We start from the raw sequence: 15,550 nt of genomic DNA on the forward strand, positions 1-15,550 counted from the left end.
TGTTCTAAGGCGAAGCCGTACTCATTGGTGTGCGGATGCTCGTCACATAGAGCATGAACAGGCACTCTTTTCACCATCGGATTTTTCGTGGCGCGGTTGAGGCCGTGCCCTCGTTTGGTGTGTTTCTGCTAACGGTGTTGTTAGTCGTGCAGAGCGGCATTACGCAGCAGCGGCCTGAACCGCCGTCGGCTGCGATGGAAGTCGATCACATTGCGCGTGCCATGTCGCGAGCGCAGGTGGCACTTACTACCGATCAGCAGAAACAGATCTTCAGTGTTTATGTGGACGCGCAAACTGCCGCGCAATCGTCTTCCAGTAGCAGCACAGATGAGTTCACGCGCCGCCAGCAGATGGAGGCGCTGCAAACCAGTGTGCGCAAGGAAGTGCGTACGTTGCTGACAGAGGCGCAGCAGAAAGTGTTCGATGCAATGGCAACGCAGCATAGTCGCCGTGGCGATGGCGGTCCCATGCAGGGACCACCGCCATCGGATATGCCGAACTAATAGCTGTTTCTACCGCGTGACTTTGTCGAGCCGCCCATCATGCTTCCCATGATGGAGCCGAGTACGCCGCGCACAATCTGTCTTCCTGCCTGGCTGGCCATGGCACGCGCTGCGGATTTTGCAGCGGTCTCAATGATTGAATCTGCGCCTCGTCCACCGCGAGGGCCAGTTGGTCCGCGCTGCGTGAGGACTTCTGTGACGCTGCTGAGCCATCCACCGCTTTCCTGTTGCGGCACGTCCTGAGGAACGGGGATGCCCTGCGGCATGGGTGAAGGTGTTCCCGCAGGCGCAGCGTTGTTTGCTGCGGAGGATGTATTCGCGCGCTGGTTCAATCGTTCGTAGGCACTCTCGCGATCGACCACCTTGTCATAGACACCGGCCACCACGGAAGTCTGCATCAGCGCTTTGCGTTCGGTAGGCGTAACAGGCCCAATGCGTGCGTGCGGAGGTATCACCCATGCGCGTTCCACGATGGTGGGTGTTCCCTGTTCGTCAAGAAAACTAACTAATGCTTCGCCCACGCCAAGCTGGCTGATGGCTTCTTCCGTATTCAGTGCAGGATTCACGCGGAAGGTCTGCGCCGCTACCTTCACTGCCTTCTGCTCCTGTGGCGTGAACGCACGCAACGCATGCTGTACGCGATTGCCAAGCTGCGAGAGTACTACCGGTGGAATGTCCGCGGGGTTTTGCGTGACGAAGTAAATGCCTACGCCTTTGCTGCGAATCAGTCGCACCACTTGCTCAATCTTTTGCGAAAGCTGCGCAGGCAAATCGTTAAACAGCAGGTGCGCTTCATCGAAGAAGAAGACGAGCTTCGGCTTGTCCATGTCGCCCACTTCGGGCAGGTGTTCATACAACTCGCTCAGCAGCCACAGCAGAAATGTGGCGTAGAGCTGCGGCGACTGCATCAGCTTGTCTGCAGCAAGAATGTTCACCACACCTTTACCATCGACGGTCTGCAACAAGTCATCGATGTTGAGCGCAGGTTCTCCGAGGAACTTGTCGCCTCCCTGCTGCTCCAACGAGACAAGACCGCGTTGAATGGCGCCGATGGAAGCTGCGGAAATGTTGCCGTATTCCGTCTGGTAGCTCTTTGCGTTCTCACCGACAGCGTTCAGCATAGCCTTCAGATCTTTCAGGTCCAGCAAGAGCAGGCCTTGGTCGTCGGCAATTTTGAAGACCAGCGTGAGGACAGCGGTCTGCGTGTCGTTCAGGTTGAGGATGCGTGCAAAGAGCAGCGGTCCGATCTCACTGACGGTGGTTCGCAGCGGGTGGCCTTCTTCACCAAAGACATCCCAGAAAGTCACCGGGCACCCGGCGAATGTCCATGTCCCCAATCCCAGCTTCTGGACGCGCGCGTCGAACTTTGGCGAAGACGCTCCAGGCTCCGCGATACCGCTAAGGTCACCCTTCACGTCAGCGGCGAAAACAGGCACACCGATGCTGCTGAAGGCCTGCGCCATAACTTCCAGCGTCACGGTCTTCCCGGTTCCCGTGGCTCCAGCCACCAGGCCGTGGCGATTGGCCATTCCGGGTAGCAGCGTCAATTCTTTGGCATCGTTTTTGGCAATCAGCAGAGGTTCGGGCAAGATAGCGCCTCCTTCGGCAACGCGTTGATTGTAAAAGGAGCGGAACCGGACGCGGCCTTCCGGTAGACTAGACGCTGCCATGGAAGAGACTGTAGTCGCCCAAGAAGAAAAGCAAGAGACCCTGCCTGAATCGCTTGCCGGACTGGCCTACGTGCTGGTTATCGGTCTCTTCATCATGACGTTTCTCTTCCAGAACTTCGCGATTCCCTCGGGATCCATGGAAAAGACGCTGCTGATTGGCGATCATGTCCTAGTGGACCGCGTGACGCTGGCACCCGGCACCAAGTGGATGCCGCTGGAGTGGCACCGACAGGTGCAGCGTGGCGACATTATTGTTTTCGTCAAACCCCACGCGGAGACTCCTGACCTCATCCTCGTGAAGCGCGCCATCGGTTTGCCCGGCGACCGCATTCATCTGGAGCACGGCATTGTGTACCGCAATGGTCAGCGCCTGGATGAGCCGCAGATTTCTGTCCCTGATAACTCCGGCATCCCCAGCCACAACTACGACACGGCGCGCGACGACTTCCCCCGCGATATCAACGGTATCGCCTCTGCCGCTGCGATGAATAACGCCGAGCACTGGGCGGTGGATATCCGGAACCATGTGCAGAACGGTGAACTCGTTGTGCCCGAAGGCACGGTCTTCGCGATGGGCGACAACCGCCTGGAGAGTCTCGACAGCCGCTACTGGGGCTTTGTGCCGCAGGAAAACCTGATTGGCCGTCCCATGTTCGTCTACTGGTCGTTCATTACGCCGGACGACATGCAGATAAAGGCCCAGTACCCCAGCACTGCTGGATGGTTCTTGCACGTGATTACGCATTTCTTCAGCGACACTCGCTGGAGCCGTACCTTCCACCGGATTCAGTAGGCGATGGAGAACGAAGAAACTCTGCACGACGACCATCACCCACTGTGGACACCCACCATCCGCCGCCGCCTCACTTTCGTTCTGATTGGGGCTCTGGTGGTGGTGCTGTTGGTCGTTCTGCCGCCGTACATCAGCATTAGCCGGTATCAGCGGCGCGTGGCCTCGGCCATGTCTGAGGCGCTGGGACGGCCCGTTCGCATCGACAACATTCAGCTTCATCTGTTGCCGTTACCGGGACTGACACTTTCAAACTTTGTGGTCAGCGAGACACCGGAGTTTGGCTCCGAGCCGATCCTTCGCGCGAACACCGTGGAAGCGCGGCTGCGTCTAGCATCGCTGTGGCGCCGACGCATTGAAGTGTCGCGCATCTCGCTGGATTCGCCTTCGATCAATCTGGTGCGTAATCCGGAGACCGGCCGATGGAACCTGCAGCGCATCGTCACGCAGGCTTCGCAGATCACGTCTGCTCCGACTACGCAGGCAAAGGCCAGCGAAGCTCCACGCTTTCCTTATATTGAAGCGACCGATGCCCGCTTGAACATTAAAAACGGCGATGTAAAGCTGCCATTTTCGCTAAAGGAAACAGAGTTTGCGCTGTGGCTGCCGGAGCCGGATCAATGGCAACTTCGTCTTTCGGGACGTCCTTCGCGCACCGACACCGACGCATCGGACGTAGGTCTGGTAAAGGTGGAAGCCACCCTGGGCCGCGGTGCGGACCTCTCCTCGGCCAACATTGATCTCAGCGCCGCATGGAAGCCCACTCCCATGGGCGAGGCCACGAAACTGTTTGCCGGCGGCGATCAGGGATGGCGGGGCGAAGCCTCTGCTTCGGCCACGTTGAAGGGCACGCTGAACACGGCACGCCTGAATGCGGATTTGCATCTGCTCTCGCTGCATCGCGCGGACTTCGCACCGGAACAGACCGCACAGATCAACGCACACTGCGAAGCCGCCACCACGGGCCTGCTGCGCAGCCTGCACGACCTCCGTTGCGCTGTGCCCACCAAGGAAGACACGTCGTTCCTTGCAGCGATTGATTTCCTTCGCAGCGAGCCCGCACCGCTCAGCGCGCATGACAAGCCGGATGCCGCAGCCAAACCCGGCGTCTTCCTGTTGCGCGGCGAGATTCCGGACACCTTCTCGTTCAGCACAGCCTCCATGCAAGCGTCGCTGAAGGATGCTTCTCCCAACTACGCTTTGGCCTGGATACGCCTATTCTCACGTCGCATTCCGAGCAATCTCAGCATTGCCGGATCACTCGATCTGACGGCGTGGAAGGAAGATACCGGTCCGGAAAGCAGCCGTTGGGGAACAACCGTGGTCTGCGCCTGCACCGTGCCCGCTCAAAAAGAAGACGCTGCCACCACTAACCACACATGGAATGTGGTACTTACAAACGTGGGAACGGGAAATAACAGCACACTGCCGGATACGGTGCTGACACTAACCGCGTATCAAACAGAACATGCCGCACAGGCCACACCGGAAGCCGCTGTGCCGCATGTGGCTGAAGGACATAGCGTTACCGGCACGCTGGACCGCAATCGCTACAAGCTGACATTTGCATCGGCAGATGTGGCGCATCTGGCAGCCCGTTACTTCCCGCCACTAGGCGATGCCATGCCTACGGACACTCCCGAGGGTAGCCAGCTTTTGACGGAGCGTAACTGGACGGGAACGCCTGTCTGGACAGCGACCGCCCCTGTGCCTGCAGCCAAATCGAAGCCTCGGCATCGCCGTTAGACCGCTTCGACAGCGGTTTCGAGCCGATTCTCCACCCCATCAGCGCCCATTTGCGATATCCTAAGAAACGGTCAGCGTGACCTGAGAGCGGGGTGTTTTTACTACATGGCAGAAGTACGTCTCCAAGAGGGCGAACCCCTTGAGAATGCACTGCGCCGCTTCAAGCGGAAGGTTCAGCAGGAAGACATCATCAAGGAAGTCAAGCGCCACTCCTTCTACCTGAAGCCCGGCGAAAAGAAGCGCGTCAAGGAAGCATTGGCACGCAAGCGGAATCGCAAGAAGGTTCGTAAGGAACAGGACTAGTGCTTCGCACCGTTCTGGACAGGCTTCGCCTGTGATCGGTGCCGACACTAGCCACATTGAATAAGCCCGGCCTCGCGCTGGGCTTTTCATTTGCTGTTGCATTCACGCGCAACACGCGTTGACCACCGTACGGAGCGAAGGCCCCTACTTCAACGGTAGAGGCGCACCCGCTGCGGGTTCTGCCGTCTTCCAGTCTTCGCCCAGAAAACGTGCCAGCGTAGCCGCCACCTGCGACTGCGTCACCAACGCCACATTCTTCTGCACGCCGTTGCCGTTCATCCCCGGCGCGCTTACCGCGATGAAGATGTCTTTCGATTCCGGCGTCTTCTCGCCATGCGTCTGCCAGGCTTTGCCCACGGTTCCGCGGCCGTGATCGGTGGTGAAGATCAGAGCAGTGGAATCCCGATACTCCGGCATCGACTGCAGCAGGTCCCAAAGCTGCTTCAGGTACTGGTCGGCGCGGTTCGCAGAGAGCAGATACTCGCCATAGTTTCCTGCATGTGCCCACTCATCGGTTTCCCCCAGCGAGATGTACAGCACATGCGGCTTCTTCGCCTTCACATATTCCGCTGCTGTGTAGAACGTGGGTGCATCGAACGTCTCGTCATCCCATTCGCGCGGCGAATCGCGTTTCACCGCATTCAGCACTGCCAACGCCGGCGGCATGGGCGAAATCACCAACGGATCGTACGCGGCATTGTCCACGCAGCCACACTTCTCCGCGTTCACCGCATTCGCAATCGTGTGCCACGCGCCAAAGGCGGCAACACTACCCTTGAACTTTGGCGTGTGATTCAGCCATGCGAGCACGGTCAGGTTCGGGTTCGGCTTGTCGTCGTTGGAATCAATGCGCGGGTCTGGATGCCCCGTCAGCGTCTCCGAATATCCGGGATAGGAGAAGTTCTTGCCATTCGTCACAGACGCCGTGGAGCCCGCATCCTGATCGCCAAAGATGAAGCCGGTGGAACCAAAGTGCTCCCAGAAGAACGGCATCAACTTGCGGCGACGCTCCTCAGCCGTGGCTGCCAGGAACTGCTGCTTCAGCGGCGCCACATCGCGTTTGTTGTAGTAGTTTTCCGGCGTCAGCAGCGTCTCATCCGCACCGCGGAAGATCTCCTGCCAGCGCATGCCATCCGTCATGACCAGTACCACGTTGCGTACGGGCGTCTGTTGCTGCGCGGGCAAACGCAGTCCACAAAGAAGAGAAAGAACAAGCAGGTTTCGAAGCGACAGAAACGACACGGTTTTCATCGGTGCCGATGATACCCGCAACACCAAAAGCATGGCAGCCAGTGAGGTGACGATTCCTGTAATCGCACCGCCGGCTTGATATAAGACTTAAATTGTCCGATATTAGAAAGCACAAGCTTTCACTGCATCCGGCGCTCTGAGGGGAGTCCGTTGGAGTGAGTTCGATGGGCCCACACGGCAGCCTCGAATTCCCACGGAGTTCTTTTCTGCTTTCACGGGCTACATCCCTGAAAGGTACTCATGCGCCACTTTTTGCCAGTTTCGTTTGCCCTCGCGCTCTCCTCCGTCGCCGTAATGCGCACGGTTGCCGAAGCCCCTCGCCCCGCCACAAAACCCACAGCGAACGTCGCCGTAGAGCCCGCGCCTGCAGGCTGCGATGGCCATCGCGGCACGCCTCGCCGTCTCTCCGGTGTCGTCACCGATCCCACAGGCGCCAGCGTCCCACACGCACAGATCACCCTCACCTGCGGCACGCTGCGCACACAGATCACCGCAGACGCAGCAGGAGCCTACGCCGTCAGCGTCCCCTACGGCGAATACCAGATCGACGTGGAAGCGCCCAACTTCGGCGCGGCGTCGCAGAAGGTCAACATTGCTGACTCCATCTCTGGGACCGTTCTGAATCCTGTACTGCAGATCGGCAACGTCCGCAGCGCCGTCACCGTCACCGCAACGGAGGGCAATGAGTTTGCAACGCCCGTCAGCAGTGGCGGCACCAAGACCGACCTACCGCTCGCAGAAGTGCCGCAGGCCATTAGCGTGGTCAATCGCAGCCTGATGGATTCGCAGGAAGTGGTGAAGTTGGACGACGCACTCAAGAACGTTCCCGGCGTCATCGCAGGCGGCTATTACGACGGTTGGGATTACTACCGCATCCGCGGCTTCGACGCCTCGTTCAACACCTACATTGACGGCCTGCGCGGCGGCAACGGAATGATGGAAGAAACCTGGGGCCTCGAGTCCGTCGAAGTGCTCAAAGGACCATCCTCCGCACTCTACGGCCAGAGCGTTCTCGGCGGCCTTGTAAACATCGTCACGCGCAAGCCCGTGCCGGACTTCTTCGTCCACGCGCAGGTCACGGCAGGCTCGTTCAACTTCGTTGATCCCGCAGTCGACATCGGCGGCTCGCTGAACTCATCGCGTACGGTATACGGACGCCTCGCTGCGCTGTATCACTCCGCGAACACCTTCGTGGATTACACCTACCGCCATCGCTACTACTTCGCACCATCGCTCACATGGAAGCCGCGCACCTCCACATGGCTTACACTCACCGGCCGCTTCCAGCGCGACAACGGTCGACAGGGCATGCCGCTGCCCGCTATCGGCACCGTGCTGCCCAATCCCGGCAACGGCATCTTGCCCATCTCCACATACATCGGCGAATTGGAAGCCAACGCGAACAAGATGTCGCAGGCCAATCAGCAATTCGGCGTGCAGTTCCATCACAGCTTCAGCGACAACCTGATCTTCCGCGAGAACGCGCGCTTCGCCTGGTATCAGCAGAACTGGAGCCGCATCTACTATCCCGCGTTCCTCGGTGCAGACAACCGCACGCTCTATCGCTACCCGTACAGCTACGACGGCCCCTGGCAAACGCATGAAACCGATACGAACATCGAAGGCCGTGCCAAATTCCTCGGCATGGAACACAGCGCGTTGCTCGGCCTCGACTTCTTTCGCAACCCCACCATCGGCAAGGGTTGGTCCATCGACTTTAACGACCCATCACAGTACGAACCGCTGGATCTGTACAAGCCTGTATACGGACAGAACCCGGTGCAATCGCTCATCGTGGCTTCGGACACGAAGACCGTCACGCAGTACACCGGCCTCTATCTGCAGGACCACATCCGCCTGCCCAAGCACGTAACCATCACCGGCGGCGGACGCTTCGATTGGGCCAAGAATGAAAGCCGCGGATCGGCAAATCAGAATGGCCACGGCGTCACGCCGCGGCTCGGTGTCACATGGCAAGCCTTCGGCCAGACCACCGTGTACACCAGCTTCAGCAAGTCGTACCTGCCGCAGTCCGGTCTGGTCTACGTCAACAGCACCACCAGCACCTATCTGCCACCAGAACGCGGACAGCAGTGGGAAGGTGGCGTGAAGTCATCCTTCCTCAGCGGCAAACTGCTCGCCTCTGCCGCGTTGTTCCAACTCGATCGCAAAAACGTTGCCACGGCCAATCAGGCAGTGCCTAACTTCTACCTGGTCACCGGCGCGCAACGCAGTCGCGGCGTCGAGCTTGAGGCAACACTCCATCCGCTCGCCGGTTGGAACATCGTCTCGTCCTACGCATTCATCAACGCCATCGTCACCAACGACACAACGCTGCCCGCGGGCACGCCCACGCTGAACGCACCAAAGCATCTCTTCAATGTTTGGAGCACCTATGAGATTCCGCGTGGTCGGGTGCGCGGTCTCACCTTCGGCTTTGGCGGACGCCATTACACTGATCAATCTGGCGATCTTGCGAACAGCTTCCGCCTGCCCGCCTACGGCATTGTGGACGCCTCAGCAAGCTATGGTCGCGGCCACGCCATGTGGCAAGTGAACGCAAACAACATCACCAACAAGCGCTGGTATGCCGGTAGCTACAACGACCTGTACGTGAAACCGGGCGATCCACGCATTGTTCGCGGCACCATGTCCTGGAACTTCTAGACTCCTCCCGAAGCTCTGGATTGCCGCGAAAGGCCCTCGCAATACGTCGCGAGGGCCTTTCTTTTGCTTCGTTCGAGGACTGCGCTTATTGCGCGTCGGGATTGTCTTTGTTCACGCGGAACTCAATACGCAGTTCCAGGTTTGGTCCGTGGAACTCTTTCGGCAGTGGCTGCGCCGCACCGAGAGCTGTGATGGAACCCCATGCCGCGCGGTCAATCGCAACGTCATGCGTGGAGTAGTCCAGATGCATCGCGCTGATCTTGCCATCGGGCATGATCGTGAATCGAACGCCGGTAATGCCCTGCTTGTTAAGCGGCGGACGGCACTCTTCCGGAATCAACGGCAGCCAGTTGCGGCGAACATCCGAGAGCAGGCGCTGAAGATATTTGCCGAAGTCAACACCTTGCGTGTCGCTGAGAATCTGTACGCCCTGCTTGGCACCACCCTGCGTGCCCCGACCGACTGAGCCATAGTCGCCACTGTCACCAGCATTGCGCGAGCCACGCGCGGCCTGGGCGATTTGCGATGCAGCGCTCTGCGATCCCTGGCCGAAGTTAGGCCGATTGTTGTTAGAGGGGTTTGGGGCAGGTGAATCCACCATGGGCTGCGGGTGAGGCACTGGCGGAGTGGGCGTAGGAGGCGTGTTCTTAGCTACTTGCGGCGGAGGTGGAGCCTGTTGCTGCTGCGGAGCGGGTGCTGCCTGCTGCGGTGCAGGCTGAGGAGCCTGCTTGGGCGCGGGAGGCGCGGGCGTTCCGGCGCGGGGCGTTGGTTGCACCTGCGGATTCGGCTTCGGGCTCTGCGATTCGGTGCTGTGCGCACTGATATTTGGCGCGGGCTTCATCCGCTTGAGCTGGTCCTTCAGGTCTGGCGGCGTGTCCAGATAGGTCATGGTGGACCGCTTATCGTTATCTGGCGCCATGACGATAACGGGCGCATGCCATAGATAACGCGGACCATAGACCAGAACCCAGCCAAGAACGAGCCAGACAATGACGGAGATGTAGACGGCTTCGCGGAAGCGCGCTTTGGCACGCTCGTCGTTCACCTCATCCAGCAGCATGATCAGTTCATGCTGTTCCAGATCGCCGTAACGGCCCATGCCAAGGCGGTTTCCGCGGCGTGGACTCTCCTCGGGCTGGGGTGTCTCCTGGGTGGGTTCGTCAGAGGGTGTCTGGTATGGCGGCACGCTGAGTTGATCTCTATCTGTAGGACTGTCGAAACGCCCATTTGTGCGCAGAAAAGCGCCGGAGGGCTACACGACAGCAGGATTATTCTCTCATCCCGATTGAAACCGTGCTCTGGCTGGCATAGCTCGGCGTGTGGGACGGGTAGAATGACCGAGGATGTTTCACCTGCACGCACTCGCAACCCTGCTGCAAACCGCCCAGACCGCGGTCCCGCCAGCCGCACCCCACCACGTGGGTTGGCTCAAGCATTTCACCCAGACCACCCAGGCGTTCTTTGAGCGCTTTGGCCTGTGGGGACTCGCTGCAATTGCGCTGCTGGATTCCGCCATGCTGCCCATGCCGTGGCAGTATCTGCTGATCTCCGATGTGAACAACCACGCCTCCACGTGGCTCGTTTATCCGTTGGTTGCCGCGCTGGCATCCAGCGTGGGTAGCCTGGTGCCGTTTTACGTAGGACGCGTCGGCGGTGAGATCTTCCTGTTGGGCAAGATCAATCGCGAGCGCTACGAACGGTTGCGCGATCGTTTCGAGCGGCAGGAGTTCCTGGCGATTTTCATTCCCGCTATCGGCCCGCCGCCAACGCCATTCAAGTTGTTTGAGTTCTGCGCAGGCGTATTTGAGATGAAGCCCGCTGTCTTCCTGCTGGCGGCATTTCTGGGCAAGCTGATTCAGTACGGCGCCTATGCGTTCCTGACCCATAAGTACGGCCCACAGGTAATGGACGTTGTCATGCACGGCGTACACACACATGCACAGTTGACGCGCATGGTCGTGGGCGTCCTTCTGGTACTGGTGGTGGTGTGGGTTCTGCGTAAGGTCTTCGACCGCCGCAAAGGAACACAGCTTCCGATTGAAGACGGCGTTGAAGATGGCAAGACCGTCATCGTGGAAGAGTAGTTCAGCAAAACAAATCTGATCCAACTACAGCGGCATGGGTGCACGCGATTCGCGAACGCCCATGCCGCTGTAATTCTGTTGATGCCTGTTCATCACTAACGAATCTCATTGACATGGCATGGGAGCCATGGAAGCATCCACCTGCTTCGCACATGATCAAAATAAACGCGCTGAAAAGAGCCCTTAGTGGCTCGGCGTGTTTCGCGAAAGAGATGATCCATGGCTCTCGATATATCGCTTGGTGGAACTTCCATCCCCACAGATCCCGATAAGCTCCAAGACCTCAAGTCAGACACAAGTCTCACCTTTCAGTTGGTGAAGACACTGGAGCCGTATCTTCAAGGCACACTGTCGACGGTTCCGAATATGCAGAAGACCTCAGTTGCGTACTCAGGTCCTCAGCATCAATTGACATTGCCAGACAGCGTGATGATCTTCGGATTGCAAACCAGTGCATCCGGCTCAGTGGATACGCAAACCACTGGCTCACTCGACATTCTGAATAGCGGCGATCTGGGTTCGTACACCGACGGTCTGGACTCCCCGGAGACTAAGTCGATCCCGTTGCCGCAAGGCTTCTCGTACGTTCGTCTTTCTTTGAAGTTCAGCCTCTCCGCCAATGTTTCTGCAAAGTATTCCGGCGGCGCCTATGGCGTGAAGGCTTCAGCAGACACCAAGGACACGTACTCCATCACCTATTGCAAAGCCTTCCCGCCTACGACAAAAGTCATCGACGCGATTGGGAAGACATTCGAGAGTTTTGTGTTGCCATTCACTTCGCACACGCTGAACGCGATGCAAAATGGCGATTACCTATTCCATGATTTTGACGGCAACCTGAACTTTGCCATTGGCGCGTACACAGGTGTGGATCAGGTTCTCTATGCTGGCCAAGGCACGGCGGACGTGTTCAAAGCTTTCGGCAGCCCGTTAGCCACGGTGTCTGCCTCTGTGAAACCGGAGATTTCTGCGTCGGCATCTCTGGATTTCAAAATGGCATACGAAGCCCGCTTTGAAGCCGTCCTCTCAAAGATCGGCAATGCAGGACGCCTGCATCTCTTCAAGTCAGACAAGCGATCCAGCACAACAACACTCGCAGCAGGATTGACGATCAGTCTGAACGCGGGCGTCGATCTGAAGGAAAAAGTTTCGGATCATCTGGCCGCGTTGAAGACGTCCGTTGTGAATCGCGTAAGTGATCCAACCGGAAAACAGACGCTTCAAAGCGTATTGGACGCTGAGACATCGAAGATCGAATTGCAGAAGTATGCAGACGAAGTCACCGACAAGCTGACAAGCTGGCTGAACAAAGCGAATGGGCTCAAGGCCAATCTTCAAATCGCAATTGAGAACACACAATCCAAAACCCTGCTTGCTGGTTACACGTTCTCCAACGTGAACTCCGATGGATACAAGGATGCGTGGAGTGCAGCCATTGCAGGAGACTTCGTCAAAGCGCTGAACACTGGTGTTGTCGCCTTGGATTGCGGCAGCGGCCTGGAGCAGGAATACCAGAAAAAGACCAGCGTCAATTGCAACATCTTCAACCTATGGAGTATGAACTCGTGGAGCCAGTTCGGTCAGAGCATGTCGCTTGTCTACGCGGGCAACAATGTCTTTCATTTTGTGGCGCAGGTCGGACGCACAACGCAGACGAATTATGTGGGCTCCATGCACAGCATGGATTTCTACTTCTCCGCAAAGGCCGACGCTAATACCGATGGTCGACTCTCGGATACGGAGATCACGCTGAATCTGGCGATGAACGCGAAGAATGACAAGAAAGCGATCGAAAAGATTGCGCTGATGCTAAGCGCAATCGATCAAAGCCAAGCCATTTCAAACACCGTACGAGATATGCGCGCCTTCGCCACGAACACAAACAATCCAACGGTTCAATTGCTGGTGAAGATCCCCGTCACCGGGTTCCAGCGCATCGTTGCCGACCCGAAGAGTGGTGTTCATGACAAGACGAACTGGGATTCCTTCGCGACTGCCGCGGATGATCTTGATGCGTGGACTTTGCACAGTGGGTTGTCCATTCCAGGTCAGTGGAGAATGTACTTCAAGACATACAAAGCTTGGCAGGATCTGAACGTTGGCGAACAAGGGTCCAATAGTCCAGACCGGAATAGCTTCAACTCTCTGAACTCATGGCGCAGCGACTGGCCCGGTTTGGACACGGCAACAAAGAGCCAGGTGATTTTTTCCATGTGGGCGGGACAGCGTTACATGGACTTCTGTGCGGACCTACAGCAACTGGCCACAGTGACCGGCCCAGATGCCGTGAAACCTGCATGGGAAGATTTCTTAAAACTGATTACAAAGGCTATCGAACAAGACACACAGATCGATTTTCTAAGGCCTGCTGCACTCGCCACCATACGTCAATGCAAGGGCTCGACATTTGCACTGACTGCACCGAGCCCAGCGACCCCACCGGCAGACCACTTTGCCGTGGGGATCACGCTTTAGCCAGCGTTAGTGATGTTTGCTGACGTTTCTTCGCATTTCCTATGCGCGATGGAAGAAGCTCTCCACGTCATTGATGTCCTGCGTGAGCTTATAGGGTGGCAAACTGTCGAGGAAGATCTTGCCGTAACTCTGCCTTTGAATGCGGCTGTCGAGCAGCATCAGAACGCCGCGGTCGCTGGCGCTGCGGATCAATCGTCCAAAGCCCTGCTTCAATGTGATGACTGCTTGCGGAATCTGCAAATCGTGAAATGGTTTGCCGCCTGCAGATTCAATCGCCTCCATGCGTGCCTGCATCACAGGATCACTTGGCACCGCGAACGGCAGGCGATCGATGATCACGCAGCTTAGCTGATCGCCCTGCACATCCACGCCCTGCCAGAAACTGGATGTGCCAAAGAGAACGGCATTCGGCGTCGAACGGAATTCGTCCAGCAAAGCTTTGCGCGGCGCTTGCCCTTGTAGCAGCAAAGGGTAAGGCAACTCCACAAGCATGCGCTCATAGAGCGTCTTCATCTGCGCGTAGCTGGTGAACAGACAGAAGGCACGTCCACGACTGAATTCCAATACGCGGCGCATCTTCTCTGCAGCCTGATTCAGGAAATCCGGGTCACGCGGATCGGGCATGTAAGGCGGCAGATAGAGCAATGCCTGCTTGTTGTATTGGAAATGCGATGGAACGGTAAGTTCGCGCGCACCCACTAAGCCCACACGCTTTGCGATGTGTTCAAAGCCACCTTGAACCGTCAGCGTTGCGCTGGTAAGCACGACAGAGCTGAAATCCTTGAACAGCGTGGTGTTGAGAATTTCAGACACATCAATGGGCGTTGCCTGCAGATAGGTGTGATACGCCATGGGCTGGCCTGTCTGCGTGCGTGAGAAGTTCTTCACGCCGCCAGCAGCGCGACGTTCAATCCAGAACACCGTGTTCGGGTCTTCTGTTTCCATCAAAAAGGTCGATGACGTGCGCAAGTCCGTAACACGGCGCTTCAGACCGTTAACCTCTTCCACGTCCTTCACGCGTTCCAGTTCGTCGCGCAGCTTATCCAAGGAAGTTAGGTAACTTAAATAAGCATCGCCACGTTCTTCCAGGAACCCGCTGCGATCACGGAATGGCTGCCGGCCAAGCTCAAAGCCGTTCATAGGCAACGATCCAAAGAAGGCACGCGAGCGTTCGCGCAATCCGTTCGTTGCGCTTTCAATGCTTGAGGATGAGACCTTCTTCGCGCGCAGCATCATCTCCACATCGCGCGCCAACTCTTCGCAACGTTGCTGCGAGATGGCCACGCCGAAGTAGTCGCTGGCTACCGCCTCCATCTCATGCGCTTCGTCAAAGATCACCGCGGCAGCATCCGGAAGAATTCCCGCGTCTGGTGCGCCTGCCGCCTGCTGGCGGATATTCAGATCCGCGAAGAACAGGTGGTGATTGACGATGATGATGTCGCTTTCAAGAGCCTTGCGCCGCATCGCCGTGATGTAACACGGCTCGAAGTTCGGGCAGCTCTGACCAAGGCACGCTTCGCTGCGCGCATCCAGCTTGGAGAACAGTGGAGATGGCTCCGGCAAGCCGACAATTTCGGCACGATCACCAGTCTCCGTTTGGCTCTCCCACTCGACGATCTTGCCGAAGTGATCGAGTTCTGTGAACTCGGTAAGCAATGATGACGTCTGCTGCAGTGCGTAGAGTTTCTGCTTACATACGTAGTTGCCGCGGCCCTTCATGTAACAGACCTTCAGCGGCCCTAGCAGTGACTCAAGAAACGGAATGTCCTTGAAGAACAACTGTTCTTGCAGATTCTTCGTGCCGGTAGAGATGATGACGCGCTGCCCGCGTTCGCGCGCGAGTCTTAACGCGGGCAGCAGGTATGCCAGCGTTTTGCCTGTTCCGGTGCCTGCTTCCACAACAAGGTGCCGATGATCCTGCAACGCCGCCTCGACGGCCTTGGCCATCTCATATTGTCCCTTGCGATGCTCATAGCTCAGCGATGATTGAGCCAGCACGCCGCCCGGCGCGAAGAACTCGTGCAGCGTGGGCAGTTTGTCGGTCATGGCAAATGCAGGCAT

Annotated in this window: 11 protein-coding genes; 7 read left to right on the top strand and 4 right to left on the bottom strand. The window is 57.7% G+C overall.

Features of this window, described 5'->3' with window-relative positions:
* The first annotated feature begins 53 nt into the window (after positions 1 to 53).
* The gene (locus tag BLT38_RS16560) at positions 54 to 503 is read left to right on the top strand and encodes a hypothetical protein (RefSeq protein WP_083346187.1); all 450 of its coding nucleotides are present in this window, start codon (positions 54 to 56) and stop codon (positions 501 to 503) included.
* On the opposite strand, the gene BLT38_RS16565 is transcribed toward BLT38_RS16560, so the two are convergent.
* The gene (locus BLT38_RS16565) at positions 500 to 2,092 is read right to left on the bottom strand and encodes a helicase HerA-like domain-containing protein (protein ID WP_083347144.1); all 1,593 of its coding nucleotides are present in this window, start codon (positions 2,090 to 2,092) and stop codon (positions 500 to 502) included. The genes BLT38_RS16560 and BLT38_RS16565 overlap by 4 nt on opposite strands.
* 79 nt (positions 2,093 to 2,171) lie before the next feature.
* On the opposite strand from BLT38_RS16565, the gene lepB reads away from it, so the two are divergent.
* From lepB to rpsU, 3 genes are all read left to right on the top strand, one after another.
* Positions 2,172 to 2,966, top strand: a complete 795-nt coding sequence (gene lepB, locus BLT38_RS16570) for a signal peptidase I (RefSeq protein WP_083346188.1) — start codon at positions 2,172 to 2,174, stop codon at positions 2,964 to 2,966.
* Positions 2,967 to 2,969: 3 nt separating this feature from the next.
* Entirely contained in the window at positions 2,970 to 4,709 is a 1,740-nt protein-coding gene (locus BLT38_RS16575) for an AsmA family protein (RefSeq protein ID WP_083346189.1), read from the top strand.
* Between the two features lie 105 nt (positions 4,710 to 4,814).
* Positions 4,815 to 5,012, top strand: a complete 198-nt coding sequence (rpsU, locus tag BLT38_RS16580) for a 30S ribosomal protein S21 (protein ID WP_041592738.1) — start codon at positions 4,815 to 4,817, stop codon at positions 5,010 to 5,012.
* 144 nt (positions 5,013 to 5,156) lie between these two features.
* Here the strand turns inward: rpsU and BLT38_RS16585 are convergent, their stop codons facing one another.
* Positions 5,157 to 6,263 (bottom strand): alkaline phosphatase family protein, encoded by a 1,107-nt coding sequence (locus BLT38_RS16585; RefSeq protein WP_083346190.1) that lies wholly within the window; start codon positions 6,261 to 6,263, stop codon positions 5,157 to 5,159.
* A gap of 240 nt (positions 6,264 to 6,503) precedes the next feature.
* Between BLT38_RS16585 and BLT38_RS16590 the strand changes: the two genes are divergently transcribed.
* Positions 6,504 to 8,930: a TonB-dependent siderophore receptor gene (locus tag BLT38_RS16590; protein ID WP_083346191.1), complete on the top strand. Its 2,427-nt coding sequence runs from the start codon at positions 6,504 to 6,506 to the stop codon at positions 8,928 to 8,930.
* A gap of 85 nt (positions 8,931 to 9,015) precedes the next feature.
* Here the strand turns inward: BLT38_RS16590 and BLT38_RS16595 are convergent, their stop codons facing one another.
* Positions 9,016 to 10,116, bottom strand: coding sequence for an energy transducer TonB (locus BLT38_RS16595; protein ID WP_083346192.1), 1,101 nt, complete (start codon positions 10,114 to 10,116; stop codon positions 9,016 to 9,018).
* A 157-nt stretch (positions 10,117 to 10,273) separates the two neighbouring features.
* On the opposite strand from BLT38_RS16595, the gene BLT38_RS16600 reads away from it, so the two are divergent.
* Both BLT38_RS16600 and BLT38_RS16605 read left to right on the top strand, forming a co-directional pair.
* Complete coding sequence (locus BLT38_RS16600; protein WP_231966572.1) at positions 10,274 to 11,014, top strand: YqaA family protein; 741 nt, start codon at positions 10,274 to 10,276, stop codon at positions 11,012 to 11,014.
* Positions 11,015 to 11,233: 219 nt separating this feature from the next.
* Positions 11,234 to 13,489, top strand: a complete 2,256-nt coding sequence (locus tag BLT38_RS16605; RefSeq protein ID WP_083346193.1) for a hypothetical protein — start codon at positions 11,234 to 11,236, stop codon at positions 13,487 to 13,489.
* A gap of 39 nt (positions 13,490 to 13,528) precedes the next feature.
* Here BLT38_RS16605 and BLT38_RS16610 read toward each other — a convergent pair whose 3' ends face one another.
* Positions 13,529 to 15,535, bottom strand: coding sequence for an ATP-dependent DNA helicase (locus BLT38_RS16610; protein WP_083347146.1), 2,007 nt, complete (start codon positions 15,533 to 15,535; stop codon positions 13,529 to 13,531).
* Positions 15,536 to 15,550: the final 15 nt, after the last annotated feature.

Source organism: Terriglobus roseus (genome assembly GCF_900102185.1).
In the GTDB taxonomy this organism is placed as follows: domain Bacteria; phylum Acidobacteriota; class Terriglobia; order Terriglobales; family Acidobacteriaceae; genus Terriglobus; species Terriglobus roseus_A.